General features: G+C 65.1%; 14 protein-coding genes. 9 read left to right on the top strand and 5 right to left on the bottom strand.

Features of this window, described 5'->3' with window-relative positions; all coding sequences use genetic code 11:
- Nucleotides 1-167 precede the first annotated feature (167 nt).
- From VMV82_05520 to VMV82_05530, 3 genes are read left to right on the top strand one after another with little or no spacing between them, the layout of a single operon-like run.
- Nucleotides 168-2,366, top strand: a complete 2,199-nt coding sequence (locus VMV82_05520) for a hypothetical protein (GenBank protein ID HUY41009.1) — start codon at nt 168-170, stop codon at nt 2,364-2,366.
- Nucleotides 2,363-3,652: a glycosyltransferase 87 family protein gene (locus tag VMV82_05525; protein ID HUY41010.1), complete on the top strand. Its 1,290-nt coding sequence runs from the start codon at nt 2,363-2,365 to the stop codon at nt 3,650-3,652. The genes VMV82_05520 and VMV82_05525 overlap by 4 nt, the downstream gene beginning before the upstream one ends.
- Nucleotides 3,652-5,118 (top strand): PQQ-binding-like beta-propeller repeat protein, encoded by a 1,467-nt coding sequence (locus tag VMV82_05530; GenBank protein ID HUY41011.1) that lies wholly within the window; start codon nt 3,652-3,654, stop codon nt 5,116-5,118. The genes VMV82_05525 and VMV82_05530 overlap by 1 nt, the downstream gene beginning before the upstream one ends.
- A 6-nt stretch (nt 5,119-5,124) precedes the next feature.
- Here VMV82_05530 and VMV82_05535 read toward each other — a convergent pair whose 3' ends face one another.
- A complete protein-coding gene (locus VMV82_05535) occupies nt 5,125-5,550 on the bottom strand; it encodes a hypothetical protein (GenBank protein HUY41012.1) in 426 nt (141 codons plus the stop codon).
- Nucleotides 5,551-5,566: 16 nt separating this feature from the next.
- On the opposite strand from VMV82_05535, the gene VMV82_05540 reads away from it, so the two are divergent.
- Nucleotides 5,567-6,637: a hypothetical protein gene (locus tag VMV82_05540; protein ID HUY41013.1), complete on the top strand. Its 1,071-nt coding sequence runs from the start codon at nt 5,567-5,569 to the stop codon at nt 6,635-6,637.
- Nucleotides 6,634-7,854 (top strand): acyltransferase, encoded by a 1,221-nt coding sequence (locus VMV82_05545; protein ID HUY41014.1) that lies wholly within the window; start codon nt 6,634-6,636, stop codon nt 7,852-7,854. Before VMV82_05540 ends, VMV82_05545 begins: the two co-directional genes overlap by 4 nt.
- Before the next feature lie 60 nt (nt 7,855-7,914).
- On the opposite strand, the gene VMV82_05550 is transcribed toward VMV82_05545, so the two are convergent.
- Together VMV82_05550 and VMV82_05555 are read right to left on the bottom strand one after the other, a co-directional pair.
- Nucleotides 7,915-8,226, bottom strand: coding sequence for a HigA family addiction module antitoxin (locus VMV82_05550; protein HUY41015.1), 312 nt, complete (start codon nt 8,224-8,226; stop codon nt 7,915-7,917).
- Entirely contained in the window at nt 8,186-8,476 is a 291-nt protein-coding gene (locus tag VMV82_05555; GenBank protein ID HUY41016.1) for a type II toxin-antitoxin system RelE/ParE family toxin, read from the bottom strand. The genes VMV82_05550 and VMV82_05555 overlap by 41 nt, the downstream gene beginning before the upstream one ends.
- 139 nt (nt 8,477-8,615) lie before the next feature.
- On the opposite strand from VMV82_05555, the gene VMV82_05560 reads away from it, so the two are divergent.
- The 4 genes from VMV82_05560 to VMV82_05575 all read left to right on the top strand — a co-directional run bounded on the left by VMV82_05560 (nt 8,616) and on the right by VMV82_05575 (nt 11,343).
- Nucleotides 8,616-9,137 carry a DUF29 domain-containing protein gene (locus VMV82_05560; GenBank protein HUY41017.1) on the top strand — a complete coding sequence of 174 codons (522 nt, stop codon included), beginning with the start codon at nt 8,616-8,618 and terminating at the stop codon, nt 9,135-9,137.
- Nucleotides 9,121-10,644 carry a lysine 5,6-aminomutase subunit alpha gene (locus VMV82_05565; protein ID HUY41018.1) on the top strand — a complete coding sequence of 508 codons (1,524 nt, stop codon included), beginning with the start codon at nt 9,121-9,123 and terminating at the stop codon, nt 10,642-10,644. Before VMV82_05560 ends, VMV82_05565 begins: the two co-directional genes overlap by 17 nt.
- A 77-nt stretch (nt 10,645-10,721) precedes the next feature.
- Nucleotides 10,722-11,021, top strand: coding sequence for a DUF6516 family protein (locus tag VMV82_05570; protein ID HUY41019.1), 300 nt, complete (start codon nt 10,722-10,724; stop codon nt 11,019-11,021).
- Entirely contained in the window at nt 11,002-11,343 is a 342-nt protein-coding gene (locus VMV82_05575) for a transcriptional regulator (protein ID HUY41020.1), read from the top strand. The genes VMV82_05570 and VMV82_05575 overlap by 20 nt, the downstream gene beginning before the upstream one ends.
- A 101-nt stretch (nt 11,344-11,444) precedes the next feature.
- On the opposite strand, the gene VMV82_05580 is transcribed toward VMV82_05575, so the two are convergent.
- Together VMV82_05580 and VMV82_05585 are read right to left on the bottom strand one after the other, a co-directional pair.
- Nucleotides 11,445-13,091 (bottom strand): S53 family peptidase, encoded by a 1,647-nt coding sequence (locus VMV82_05580; GenBank protein ID HUY41021.1) that lies wholly within the window; start codon nt 13,089-13,091, stop codon nt 11,445-11,447.
- A 104-nt stretch (nt 13,092-13,195) separates the two neighbouring features.
- Nucleotides 13,196-14,112 (bottom strand): hypothetical protein (locus VMV82_05585; GenBank protein ID HUY41022.1); only part of this gene is annotated, 917 nt, incomplete at its 5' end.

Raw genomic sequence — 14,112 nt, forward strand, 5'->3', positions numbered from 1 at the left:
CGGGTGGATCGTGCCACGCCGCCGTGCGGCGACGTCGCTGCTCGTGATTCAGCGCGTTGCCGCCGGCCAGTTCGCCGCGGAGATCCTCGTCTGGCTGTTGCTGCTCGGTCTTGGCGGTTTTTGCATGTGGCGGCATATCCGGGCGGGGGGCGAAGTATAGCCTCCACGTGAAAGCGCGGGGAGATTCGGCCTTTCTGCCGGTGCAAATCGCGGCTGTATTTCTTGGCCTCGTCTTCATCGACATCGGGCATGAGGCGTCGCTCGCACAACCTGCGGCGCACCCCGCGCTTGCGTGGCTGAGTCTGGCGGCCTACGCGCTTGGCTTCGCGGCGCTGATTCTTGCCGCGAAGCGTGGCCGGCGCCTGGACGAATGGACCGCGGCCGGTTTCATTCTCGCCTTCGTCTTGCACGTTGCGGTTTATGCGATCGCGCAGCCGGTAGCGGTTCAGTACGGCACCGACGCGCTCGCGTTCAATCATTACTCGGCGCTGCTCGTGCTGCACGGCCAGAACCCTTACGCCGCGAGCATGGAGCCCGCATACCGGCTCTTCAGCGTGCCGGCGTCGGTCTACACGCCGACGACGCACGGCGGCCTCGTCGTATCGCAGTCGTATCCCGCGCTCAGTTTCTTGCTCTACGTTCCGTTTGCGTTCATGCATTTGCGCAGCATGCTCTTCGTCGACGTCGCGTTCGCAGCGTTCAGCATGCTCCTGGTCGCCTTCTTGATGCCGCCGGGGCGCAAGGCGCTGGCGTTGCTCGTGTTCTTTGCGAGCGCCGAGTACTTCGACTTCGCCGTCGGATCGGTCACGGACGTGACCTGGCTTCCCTTCATGATTCTCGTCGCCGCGTTCTGGGAGGAGGAGTCGCCGATCGCCGCCGTCGCGCTCGGCCTAGCCTGCGCGACGAAGCAAGACCCGTGGTTCGTCGTGCCGTTCGCGCTCGTGCATTGGTATCACATGCGCGGTCGCGTGCCGATGCTGCGCAACGCCGGGGCGGCGGCGCTCGCGTTCCTGCTGCCGAATCTCGCCTTCATCGTCTGGAACCCGGCTGCGTGGCTGCATGGCATCTTCTTCCCGATGATTTCGGGAGCGGTGCCGACCGGAAGCGGAATCGTTCTGTTCATCACCTCGAACGTGCTGCCGTTCCCCGTGCAATGGCTGACGTGGGCCTGGCCGGTGGTGCTCGTCGCGGGCGTCGCGTTCTACGCTTGGCGCTATCGAGGGCTTGCGTGGATGCCGTTCGTGTGGCCGGCGGTGGTGCTGTTCTTCAGCCCGCGTTCGTTGCAGAACTACTTCGTCTACTGGCCGATCGCGCTCGCGGTCTATCTCCTCGTCCGCGGGGAAGCCGAGCCCGAGGCTGTGGCGAGCGCGCAGGCTCCGCGAACGAAGCGCACGGCGATAGCCTTCGCGGCGGCCGCCGCGTGCGTGATCGCAGCCGCCGTGCTGACGACGTTGGCGTTCCTGCGACCGCTGCACGAAGCACGCATCTCGGGAGCGGCATTCGATCCTTCGACCGGGCTCGTGCGCGCGCTCGACGTTGAGATGAACACGCGGGGTGACGCGAGCGCCGCGTATCGCTTTGCCGTCGACTCCGCGAAGAACGGCGCAATTTTCTGGCGGATCGCGCGCGTGACGCGCGAGGGTACCGGTCGCGTCGCGGTCCGGCTCGAAGCGCCGAGTCTCGGCGCCGAGGTTCCGGTTTCAGAAAACGCCGGCGTGCAAGTCGTTGCCTACACGTCCAACGGGGATCTCCTCGCCTACACGTCGTCGTGGGCGCCGCGCGAAGATCCGCACGCGTCGCTTTCGGACCTTCATTTGGTGTGCGCGCGCAGCGCATTTATGTTTTTGCCGGCGCCGGCGCCGCTCACGTGGGAATACTCGGCGAGTGATCTGCTCGACGGGACGATCGAATGCGTGCCGAGGGGAAGCGCCGACAGCGCCGTGCTGTTCAACGTGCAGCGCCCGCGCGACCAGGCGTGGAGGCTTGCGACGATCGCGCAGCTCGCGGAGGTCGGCAGTGGCCGTTTCGCTTTTTGGCTCAAACCGGGCTCCGATTCGACGGCAAGCGTGCTTCCGACGCACGTCTTCGGGGTCTCGCTTGTGGACGGCTTGAACCACCAGTATTACGTGATGACGAACTCCCGCATCCGCTCGCCGGAGTTTCTCACGCGCGACCGCTTTCGCTACTACATCGTCCCGGCCAAGCTGCACGCCTGGACGCACGTGAGCGTCGATACCCGCGCGCTGCCGGACTTCTACGTTCCACCGTACGGGTCGGTGCAAGTTATCGTCATGGATGCGATCCACGGAGCCGACGCGGTACGCATCACGGATGACGAGTTCGGCGGCTTCGGCAGCCGCCCATGAGTGTCTTGAAGATCGCCGCGATCGCGCTCGCGATCTTCGGCGCGACGTATTTCGTCGGCGTGCTCGAGCATCCACCGCCGCAAGCGCTCGAAGATTTCAGCGCATTCTACTGCGGCGCCCGGCTCGCCGCCACATACGAGAACCCGTACGACGACGCGGCGCTCGGGCGCTGCGAACGCAGCGTCGCGCCGTGGCAGCGCGGCGGCGTGATGCCGGCGCCGTACCCGCCCTACGCGCTGTTGCTGCTTTTTCCGCTGAGCCTCTTGCCCTTCGGCGTCGCGGGCGCGATCTGGATCGCCGGCATCGTGGGTGCGATCGCGATCTCGTGCGTCGTCATCGCGCGGCTGTCGCGCGCGCCGCTCGTCGTTGCGGTAGCGGCGTTCGCCGCGACGATATGGTTTCCGTCGATGATCGCCGCGTCGATGGCGGCATATCCGATTCTCTTCCTGCTTCTCGCCGCTTACGCGCTGCGCCGCGAGCGGTGGAGCTGGGCGGCCGTGTTTCTCGGGCTCGGGATGGTCAAACCGAACCTCGCGCTTCCCGCCTGCCTCGCCGCGTTTGCGATCCTTCCACCGATGCGCATGCGCCTGGCCGCCGCCGGCGCGGCCCTCTTCGTCGCGCAGACACTCGTTGCCGGTCCGAAGCTCTTTCTCTCCTACGTAGAGTACATGCACGCATACGCCGCGCGCGACATCGCGAACGCGTGGCAATATAGCCTCGTCTACGGTCTTCACATGCTGGGTGTCGCTGATCGCACAGCCGTCGGCTTGGGATGGGCCCAGTACGCCGTCGCGGCGGTCGCGGGCATCGCCATCGGCGCGGCCTTTGCGAGGCGATACGGCGACACCGCGTGGGTCGTTCTTACGCCGCTCGCGTTTGCCATCATCGGAGGAATCTACGCGCGCCAGCAGGAGCTTGCCGCAGCCATTCCGTTCGGCGTGATGCTCGCGTACCAGGCGCCATCCGCGCTCGCGCGGCTCGCATTGGTGCTGCTGGCGACGCCGTGGTCGGCGGTCTACGGCGATGCGGCGTATCCGCCGTTCGTTATGCTCACCACCGGAACGCTCGTGCACCAGTTCTGGAAGCCGCCGCCTATCGTGACGCTGCTTGCGGCCTTCGCTGCCGTCGCCGTGCTGCTCGCGTTTCCGAACGGATCGACGCCGTCGAACTCGCTCTGGTTCCTGAGGCATTTGCCCGGATGGCTCGGGCTCGCCGCGCTCGTTGTCGCCTGCGTTGCCGTGCTCGTGGAGGGGAAAGGCGCCGAGCTGCCGCAGCCGTCGGCGTGATGCGGGCGACTTCCGTCTTGCTGGTGGTCGCGTTCTCCTTTGGCCTCACGTCTTGTGGCGGCGGAGGAGGCGGGGGCGGCGGAATCGTGCCGTCCGCGCCGCGCGCGCCGGCGCCCCCGGCAAGTGCGGATTGGAACACGTTTGCCGACGGACTCTCGCGCGAAGGCTACAATCCGTCGGAACGTACGCTCGGTCGAAACAACGCCGGATCGCTGCACGCTCTGTGGACCCGCGATCTCGGTGGCGCAATCGACGCGCAATCGCTCTTCGCCGCGAACGTCACGGTCGGCGGCTCCTCGCACGACGTGCTCTACGTCGGGACGGAAGGCGGAACGTTCTACGCGCTGGACGCCTCGACGGGCGCGACGCTATGGCAGGCCGCGCTCGGATCGGTCGCCGGCATCTGCGAGGCGGATCTGCCCGGCGGCGTCTACGGCATCACGGGTACGGCCACGTTCGATCGGACCACGAACCGCGTGTACGTCGCCGACGGGCTCGACAGGCTTCACGCCTTCGACATGGCAACCGGCCAAGAGGCGGCGGGCTGGCCGGTCGCGATTACCGCGCTGACGTCGCAAGAGCACGTCTACAGTGCGCTTGCGTACAATCCGGCCAACCATCTGCTGTACGCGCAGACGGCGGGCTACTGCGATATCACGCCGTACCAAGGGCGCCTCATCGCCGTCAACACGCAGAGCGCGAGCGTCGTTGCGACGTTTCTGCCGGGCGGAACGGAGAACGGCGGGGGCCTTTGGGGCATGGGCGGCCCGTCGATCGACGCGACAACGGGCGATCTCTTCATCGGGACCGGGAACACGATCGGCGCGACCGCGCACGACGCGTACGCAGAGCAGGTCGTGCGATTGACGTCGACGCTCTCGGTCGAAGCGGCGAACTACCCCGGCTTGGTCAACGGGACGCGCGATTACGATTTTGGGTCGACGCCGATGCTCTATCAGATGCCGGCGTGCGCACCGCAGTTCACCGCGCAGAACAAAGACGGCAGCCTCTACGTGTACGGGCAAGGTACGATCTCATCCGGGCCGATGCAGAATTTAGCGATGGCCGACGACTCCGAGCAGGGGCAGTTCATCGGCGTTGCGGCGTTTTCGCCCGTGACCAACGAAGTCTACGTCGGCGTTCCGGCCGGATACGGCGGCTTTTCGAACGGGCTCGTCGCGCTGAGAGAGCGGGCGGGATGTAGCCTTGCGCTCGCGTGGCAGAGCACCGAGGGATCCGTTCCGCCCGAAGGTGACAACGTTGCTGCGACGGTTGCAAACGGCGTGGTCTACTCGGTGAACGGCATCGGCGACGCCGTCTTTGCCAACGATGCGCAGACGGGTGCGGCGCTCTGGAACAGCGCAGCGGCGATCGGGGGCCCGGTTTTTACGCCGCCGACGGTCGCGAACGGACGCGTCTACGTGGGCTCCTGGGACCACAGCCTGTACGCCTTCGCGGCGCCGTGAGGCGCTTCACTTGAGGAAGATGGGAACGCCCTCGACGTCCTCGACGCCGGCGGCATTGCGCGCAATGATCCAAAGCAGATAATGGCGGCGCGCCGGCGGCGGCAGTTCCGGCATCACGTAATGAAATGCGAACTGACCGAACGCGAGCCGCGGCACGTTATAGGAGAACGTCTCGGTGCGCATCTCGACGCTCGCAACGTTCGTCGACGTCGTGACGGTGCCGGCGAAGCGTTGCATCGGGGCGATGGTCGTCTCGGAGAGCCAGACGGAGACGATCCGCGGTGACGCGCTCGCTGCCGCAACCGGGGCCGGTGGAGGCGCGCCGGGCGATCCGCCGACGCGGACGTTCGCCGGCACGTGCACGGCGAGCGTGCAACCCGTGGTGCAGAGCACGAGCGCGAGTAGAAGGCTCCGGGGGCACCGTGAACGCATGCCGAAGATGAGATAGATGGCAGCGAGGGCGGATTCCTATCCGGCAGCGAGCCCGCAGCTGGACTGGGCATCGGCGATCCTCGGCTTTGCCTTCATGTGCGGGTTGATCGGCGACGGATGGTCGCACGCGCACTACGTCACCGACTCGTACTTCACGCCGGCGCACGCGATATTCTTCTCGGCTTTCACGCTGCTCGCCGCCATTACGCTCGTCACCGGCATTCGCAATCTTCGACGTGGCTATCCCTGGCGACGGATGCTCCCTCGCGGTTACACCCTTTCCTTTTGGGCGGCGCTGCTGTTCTTTCCGGGTATCCCCGCGGATTTGACGTGGCATCTCATCATGGGGCCCGAGAAGAGCCTTGCGGTGCTCCTGAGCCCGACGCATCTCTACCTCGCCGCCTGCATTGCCATCATGATGACCGGACCGCTGCGCGCGGCGCTCGCAGCGCCTCCGCGAGCGAAGCTTGCGGCGCAGCTGCCGATGCTGATCTCCGCCTGCGCGTTCTTCATGCTGCTCGAGTTCTTTACGCAATATGCCTTTGCGTTCGATGCCGGGTTCAGCCGGGCGATGGCGCCGGTCGGATATCAGGATCTCGATCGCTCCGGCAACCTGCCGCAGATCGTCAACGTCTTCTACCGCGAGATCGAAGGCCTTTTCGCGATCTTCGTGCACGCGCTTCTGGTCGCGGGCTTCGTCGTCTTTCTCACGCGCTCGTTCCGTCTCGCGCCCGGAGCCTTCACGCTGCTCTTCACGCTCGGCATCGGGACGATGGCAGCGATGACGTCGAACGATCCGACGACCTACACCGTGAATCTTCTCGACGGGCTGCTGACCGGAGCGATCGCGGACGTTCTCTATGCGAAGATGCGGCCGTCGGATGCCGTGGGCAGCTTTCGCGCCTTTGCGGCGCTCGTGCCGGCGAACCACTTCGCGCTCTTCTGGCTGCTGGAAGCGGCGCTCGCGGGCGGAACGTGGTGGGAGCCGAATCTCGTCCTCGGGGCGATCGTCATACCCGCGGCCATCGGCTTGCTGCTGAGCGTGATCGCGTCGCCACCTCCGACGGCGGCGTTACCGAGCGCATGAACGAGGAGAGCGCGCGCCTTCGGAGCGTCGACGGGCTTCGGGCGCTCGCGATGATCTGGATCGTATCATTCCACGTGCTCTACTTTTTGAACAACGTGATGGATCCGCACCAGGCGTGGGCGTTCTTCGCGAGCACGCGCTTTAACCTCATCCTCCAGGCGCCGTTCGGCATCGACGTGCTCTTCGTGCTCAGCGGCTTCCTCATCGGCGGATACGTCTTTCGGGAGCTGAAGAAGAGCCGGCTCTCGATGCGCACGTATTTCATCCGCCGCGCGGCGCGGCTCTTCCCGGCCTATGTTGCGGCGCTCGCGCTGTACGCGATGGTGATTCCGTACAATCTGCCGCACGTCTGGGCGAACCTTCTCTTCGTGAACAACTACGTTCCATTCGCGCAGCAGGCGATGGGGTGGACGTGGACGCTCGGCGTCGACGCGCATTTCTACGTGCTCTTTCCGCTGGCGATCCTGCTCGTGCGCGACAGCCGATGGTACCTGCCGCTCCTCATAGCTGCGTTGGCCGGCGCGCTCGCCGTACGCGCTTTCGTGGTCCTGCACGCCGGCATGACGCTGCCCTGGCTAACCTCGCCGGTCTACGACGCGGCGCACTTCAACCGCGTCTTCGACGTGCTGTACGACAAGACGCAGATGCGCTTCGGTGCGATCGTCTGCGGGCTCATCGCTGCGTACCTCTACGAGTACACGTCCGTACGCGACGCCCTCTCGCGGCATGCGGCGCTCGCGCTCTCTCTTTTTCTCGCGTCGATCGCGGTACTGGCGGCGTATATGGCGGTTCCCGGGTACCTGCCCGACAGCGGCGCTCGCCTCGGCGGCGGGCTCTCGGCCTTCTACTTGGTGACGTCGGACTACGCGTTTGCAGCCGCCATCACGTGCGTGCTTTTGCTCGTGCTCTGCGAAGCGCCTCGCAGCCGTATGGTGGCGGCATGGCTCTCCGCGCGCATGTGGTACTGGCCTGCGGAGCTGTCCTACAGTGCCTTTCTGCTCAACCCGCTCGTCATTTTGGGGGCGTACGTCCTCGTGCTGCATCCATCGGCAATGACGCTTCCCAAGGCGATCGAATACGAGCTGCTGCTCATCCCGCTCACGTACGCTGCAGCTGCGCTCCTGTATTTCTCGGTCGAGAAGCCGTTCCGCCGCATGGCCCGCAGATACACGCAAGTGAAACCCAGCGCAATCGCGGCCGAGCGAGCAGGGCAATGAAGCTGCAGCTCCGGATTCGGGCTGCCTTAAGCGCGGCGCGATTCGGTCCCGCGTGGGCCGTTATGACGCCTTGAGCCGCGCTATGGCCTTATGCAAATCCCAGTCGGCTTGCAAGCGCATCCAAAACTGCGGGGACGTCTTCAGCATGCGACCGAGACGAAGTGCGGTATCCGCGGTAATCGCGCGCTTGCCCAACACGATTTCGTTGAGGCGATTGAGGGAAACCCCGAGACGACGCGCGGCATCAACTTGTTTGATGCCGAGCGGCGCCAGGAAATCTTCCTGAAGGATTTCGCCCGGCGGAATAGCCGGCCCCAACCACCGCGGATCCCTAGTGATAATCTTCGATGCAGACTTCGTGGGCATGGCCATCCTTCCATAGGAACGTCATTCGGTACCGATCGTTGACGCGTATACTGTAGTGTCCGGCGTAAACTCCCTTAAGCAGCTCGAGGCGGTTTCCCGCGGGAACTCTCAGGTCGTCCAGCCGCGCTGCTGCGTCAAGCGCCTTCATCTTCCGCTGCGCAACTCGCCATAGCGGACGCGGAATCCGGCGTGCGGCTCGTGTATCGCGCTCTCGGAAGAGATCGGCGCTCGCCTCATCACGGAAAGACTGAATCACGAGATCGCGGCACCCACCTGCTACATACTACACGGGTAGCGTGTAATAGTCAAGACGCCCACGTCATGGCTGGGGGAAGAAGTCCCGTGGTTCGGCCCCTTGCTGCCCGGGCCGCCCGTCGTGATACGATAGGGCGACCATGCGTCAGTCCAAAACCGATCCCGATCTCTACGAACGCGATCTCGCGATCTGGGCCCAGGGCCAGGCCAGCGCGATCCGCGAGGGGCGCTGGATGGGTGTCGATGTCGCAAATCTCGTGGAGGAGATCGAGGACATCGGCAAATCCCAACACAACGAACTCGAGAGCCGCTTGAGCGTGTTGCTCATGCACCTGATGAAGGTCGAACTGCAGCCGGAGCGCGATGAGAATCCCTCATGGTGGTCAACGGTCATCGAGCAGCAAAGGCGAATTCGGCGCCTCCTCGCGAAATCGCCGTCACTGCGCCCTCAGATCGCAGGCGTAGTCGGCGAAGAGTATCCCTCCGTGCGTAAGCGCGTTGCGCTAGAGGCGAACGTTGCGCTGGAATCGATTCCGGTGCGGCTGCCGCCGCGGGTCGAGCGCAATCTCGCAATCGCGCTCGAGGGCGGCGACTTCGAGGGTTTGGCCGACGTTCTCAACATGAACATCGTTCGCACGAGGACGCATGGAACTGCGCATTGACCATAACTCGGTGGACCGGTGTCGCGTCTTTGCGCGCGAGATCGTCGCGCCGGTCGAACAGTACATCGCGTCGCACTCCACGCGCTCCGTCGAGCGCGCGGTGCTGCGTCTGCTCGGCGTCGACGGCGTCAACGCCGACGACGCGCCGCTGCCCAACGTTCTCGTCGACGCGCTCTCGCAGTTCGATTTGCAGAGCGGCGCCGCGCTTACGTTCGGGAAGGCGCTCGCGCAGACGCGTCTAGAGCCTGCAGAGCTTGCGCGCGCGATTGCCGCAGGCGAGGTGACGTTTGCATCGTGCGCCGGCGTCTCCGACGCAGCGGCGCGAGCGGCCGTGCACGGGTACGTGGAGAAGGCGCTCGCGCAGATCGGCGGGCGGCGCTCCGAGCGCGAGGCGCTGCTCGAGCGCCTGCCGCAGCTCCCCCCGCCGCTGCTCTACGTCATCGTCGCGAGCGGCAACATCTACGAGGACCGCACGGCGGCCGTCGCCGCGGCGGAAGCCGGCGCGCAGATCATCGCGGTCATTCGCTCGACCGGCCAGTCGCTGCTCGATTACGTTCCGTACGGGCCGACGACGGAAGGCTTCGGCGGCACGTATGCCACGCAGGCGAACTTTCGCATCATGCGCGACGCGCTCGACGAGGTCTCGGAGAGACTCGGGCGCTACGTCATGCTCACGAACTACGCAAGCGGCCTGTGCATGCCGGAGATCGCCGCGATGGCGGCGATCGAGCGGCTCGACATGCTGCTCAACGATTCGATGTACGGCATTCTCTTCCGCGACATCAACATGCGCCGTACCTTCGTGGACCAGCACTTCAGCCGGGCGCTCAACGCGTATTCGGGAATCATCATCAACACCGGCGAAGACAACTACCTTACGACGGCCGATGCGGTGGAGCAGGCGCCGGCGGTGCTCGCCTCACAGTTCATCAACGAAGCCTTCGCCCACGGCGCCGGCTTGCCCGACGAACAGATCGGCCTCGGCGACGCGTACGAGATCGATCCCGATCTTCCCGACGGCTTTCTCTTCCAGCTCGCGCAGGCGCAGCTCGCGCGCCAAGTCTTCCCCAAGGCGCCGCTGAAGTACATGCCGCCGACCAAGCACATGACCGGCGACATCTTCAAGGGGCATCTCATCGACGCGATGTTCAATCTCACGTCGGTCATGACGGACCAGACGATTCACCTGTGCGGGATGCTGACCGAGGCGATTCACACGCCGTTTCTCTCCGATCGCATGCTCTCGCTCGAGAACGCGCGCTACGTGATGAATACCGCGCGGCACCTCGGCGACGAGATTGAGATCAAACCGGGCGGTATCGTCGAGCGGCGCGCGGCGCACGTGCTGCGCGAATGCGAAACATTGCTCGAGCGCGTCGCCGAGATGGGGCTCACCTCCGCGATCGAAGCCGCGGTTTTCGCGGACGTGTCGCGCTCGCCCGAAGGTGGACGCGGTTTGGAAGGCGTCTTCGAGCGCGGCGACGGGTACTGGAATCCGTTCGAGTAGACGCCCTCAGCTACCGCCGGATCTGCTTGTGTTGGAGCGATTGACAACACTATTCGCCCTTTGATATAATTGCGCGCGTGGCCGAACTGCTGCTTCGCAAGCGTCTGGTCCTCTCTGAGGCAGCGTTCGTCGAGGTCGCGATTTGGAAGCTGCCTCGTTCGGTGAAGTCGAGCGGGCATCGGTACAAGTATCGGCTGGCGTTGGTGTCGGAGGGAACGTGCGTGCTACGGTACGACAATGAGGCTGGCAAGGGGGACCACAAGCACGTCGGCACTCGCGAAACGCGCTATGAGTTCGCAAATGTGGAAACCTTGCAAGCAGACTTTTGGCGCGACGTCGAGGCATGGAGGAGGAGAAATGAAAGCCGTAACGCTTAGCGTATCCTCGGTGGAGGAGACTAAACGCCAGACAGCTGCCGCCTTTCGCGGAAGGCGGCAGGGCGCGCACATTTCGTTTGTTTCCGTAGAACTCTTGTGGAAACTCTTGGCGCCCAAGCGCTTAGAGTTGCTGAGGGTCATGGCGGGCCAGGGTGCGCTCACAATTCGTGAAACTGCGCGGCGTGTCAAGCGGGACGTGAAGGCTGTCCACGGCGACGTGCAAGCGCTTCTGCGTGCCGGCCTGCTCGATCGGACCGACGGTGGCCGGATCGTTTTTCCGTACGACACCGTGCGTGTTGATTTCACGCTACGTGCGGCGTAGCGTGACCGGGGCAGACGATTCATCTCTGCGGCATGCGCTGGAAATAAGAGGAGGCGCGCCGTAGCGGCGCGCCTCCGGTTGCTCGTTGCCGCGTTTCGCCGCTAGTGCGCGCCGACCACGACGATCGCGTCGCAGGCCATATGCCCTCGCGCGGGAAGCGCACAGAGCCGCCTCTGCGGTAAGCCTCTGGGCACCATGACCGCTCGCACGGCCGCAAGCGTCGGCCGGCGAACCATCAGGGACTTCATCCCGCCGGTGCCGTCCGGCGTTCCTAACCCGGTCGGCCCGTCGTATCCGACGCCCGCTGTGCAGACGTAGCCTTGGCCAACAGGGCAGCTCACCGCGCCGCTCGGGTCGCCGGTTATGTCGTCGCCCGACGTGACGTCGTTGAGATGTCCGGGATTGAGGTACGGGTACGAGCCGTTGTTGATGGTTGCGCCGTTACCCGCCAACGCGTACATTCCGGCGACGATCGGCGTCGCTTCGCTGGTTCCGCCGACGACGCCCCAACCACCGGAGTTGTACGTGTCGTAGACGGCAACGCCCGTCTGCGGATCGCCGTTTGCCGACACGTCGTTGTACACGCGCGTCGTGCATCCGGTATCTGTTTGCCACGCCGGCTTCGGCTCGTAGATGCTGCACCCGCTTCCGGTCGCGCCGTTGCCCGCCGCCATGTCGTTCCACACGACTTCCGTCCAGCCGCGGGTATTGGCGGCCGGCGAGAGGCTCGTGCCGCCGACCGCCGTCACGTACTTCGACGCCGTCGGGTATTGCGGACTCGCAGCCCCGGTGTTATCGCTGTAGCCGTTGTCACCAGCGGCGACGGTGATCGGGATGCCGGGATGATTGAAATAGACGTCGGCGGTCGTTTCGCCGTTGTACTCGGCACCGCTCCAGCTATTGCTGATCTCCGTTGCGCCGAGCGTCGCGGCCTCGTCCTCCGCGGTGTACAGGTCGCCGTTGCCGCTTGAGTTCGCTTCGACGAGAATGATATGGCAGTTCGGGCAGACCGCCGACGCCATGTCGAGGTCGAGCGACTCTTCGCCCGCCCATCCCGTGTCCGCCGTCGGGTAGTTCGTGCTTCCGTCCTGTGCGACTTTCTTGAAGCACCCATTTGCGGTCGTGCACGCCGCAAGGCCGAACGTCGAGCGATAGACGCCCAGGTCCGCTTCAGCATTCGGATCGTCGTAGGCATCGACCACGGCGATCGTCTGGCCCGTGCCTGCGGCGGTGTCGAGATTGTACGCGCTCTGCAGCATGCACGGGTAGTATCCTTGGAGCGGGCCGCCGCCCACGGTGATCGCGTTGCACGCGCCGCTGTTGATGGCGAGGGTTCCGGAGGTTGCGCCGGTCGCCGACGCTATGATCGTCGCCCCCTTGAACGCTCCCGATCCATTGTACGACAGCGTCACGGTCTGAGAGGAGCTGGTCACCAACGACGTCGAGAGCGTCGTCGATCCCGTCGTGTCGTTATCGGAGAGCGAGATGGCTTCGCGGTACGTCCCGCTGAGCGTATGTCCGCTCGCGTCCGATGCGACGATCGTGAGCGTGAGCGTCGTCGGCGTACCGGGGGTAATGGTGCCGCCCGTGCGCACGGCGATGCTCGCAATGTTCTTCGACGCTGGGTGCGATGGCGTTGGCGAGCTTCCGGTGCTGCCGGTGCACGCGGACACGACAAAGGATACCGCAAGAAGCGCAACGATCGTGGCGATGCGGACGCCGTTCTTGTGTGCTCTTCGATGAGGCATAAACTCTCCTTTTAAATGAGGGCGATAGCGAGCCGGCTACCCCTCCGATGGAAAGGCGATAGCGAGCCGGCGCTACTCTTCAGCGCGAGGCCTTGCGGTTACCGCTATGACAGCGAACTGTCACCACGCGCTGGCCCCGCGCGCGCGAGCGTGAGGTAGCTCAGGAGCAGCCCGAAGAGCCCGCCGTAGAAGATCGTCCCGATCGCGAAGAGCGGGTCCCACCACGTTCCGCCCATGAAGCCGACGACCCATGCGAGGAACGCGGCTTGATAAATCGCCGGAACGGTGAAGGCGAAGCAGAGATACGCGCCGCGATGCGATGCAATTGCGGGCTCCTTCGCGAGGAAGAGGTCGCCGGCCGCGCCTGCGAAGGCGCTTGCGACGATCACGCCGAGCGCTTCGGCCCACGAGATGCCGAAGGCCACGGCGATCAAAGAGTTTCCGAGGACGAGCAACGCCGTGAGCGCGCCCGGCCGCAGCCTGAAGCTGCGCACGAGGTAGAGCACGACGCCCATCGTGAAGAGACTCTGCAGGATCACCGCGACGAGTTCGGCTCCTTGCGCGTAGAAATGCAGCGTCGAGAGCGTGAAGGCGTTGGCCGTCAGCTCGTGCGGAACGACGATGCCGAACATGCGCTCGGGATCGCTGCGAAAGAGCGGGTTCGTCCCCATGTGCAGCAGCTCCAAGATCGTGGCCGCCGAAACGAGCATCGGCATCTGCTCGCGCAACCGCAGCGGCCGAGGGTGTGCGGCGAGCGCGGAGCGCAGCGGTCCGGCGGCAATCAGCAGCAATGCGACGGCGAGCAGTTGATGCGTCGGGCTGAGCAGCGCGTCGAACCCCGCCTCGAAACCGAAGATGAGGTGATTGCCCATGTCCAAGGCGCCGGCGACGAAGAACAAGAAGATGCCCGCAACCGAGAGCGCGTACCCGCGCGGCAACGCCGTTCCGGCGCGCCGGCTGCGGATCGCCTCGGAGGCCGCAATCGCGCAAAGGAGCACGAGACCTGAGTAGAACAACGCGT

The organism is Candidatus Dormiibacterota bacterium (genome assembly GCA_035532035.1).
GTDB lineage: Bacteria > Vulcanimicrobiota > Vulcanimicrobiia > Vulcanimicrobiales > Vulcanimicrobiaceae > Tyrphobacter.

Coding starts and splice junctions, on each gene's coding strand:
- VMV82_05545 (HUY41014.1), top strand. CDS start 6,634: ATGAACGAGGAGAGCGCGCGCCTTCGGAGCGTCGACGGGCTTCGGGCG.
- VMV82_05550 (HUY41015.1), bottom strand. CDS start 8,226: ATGGCCATGCCCACGAAGTCTGCATCGAAGATTATCACTAGGGATCCG.
- VMV82_05530 (HUY41011.1), top strand. CDS start 3,652: ATGCGGGCGACTTCCGTCTTGCTGGTGGTCGCGTTCTCCTTTGGCCTC.
- VMV82_05540 (HUY41013.1), top strand. CDS start 5,567: ATGGCAGCGAGGGCGGATTCCTATCCGGCAGCGAGCCCGCAGCTGGAC.
- VMV82_05565 (HUY41018.1), top strand. CDS start 9,121: ATGGAACTGCGCATTGACCATAACTCGGTGGACCGGTGTCGCGTCTTT.
- VMV82_05580 (HUY41021.1), bottom strand. CDS start 13,091: ATGCCTCATCGAAGAGCACACAAGAACGGCGTCCGCATCGCCACGATC.
- VMV82_05575 (HUY41020.1), top strand. CDS start 11,002: ATGAAAGCCGTAACGCTTAGCGTATCCTCGGTGGAGGAGACTAAACGC.
- VMV82_05535 (HUY41012.1), bottom strand. CDS start 5,550: ATGCGTTCACGGTGCCCCCGGAGCCTTCTACTCGCGCTCGTGCTCTGC.
- VMV82_05560 (HUY41017.1), top strand. CDS start 8,616: ATGCGTCAGTCCAAAACCGATCCCGATCTCTACGAACGCGATCTCGCG.
- VMV82_05525 (HUY41010.1), top strand. CDS start 2,363: ATGAGTGTCTTGAAGATCGCCGCGATCGCGCTCGCGATCTTCGGCGCG.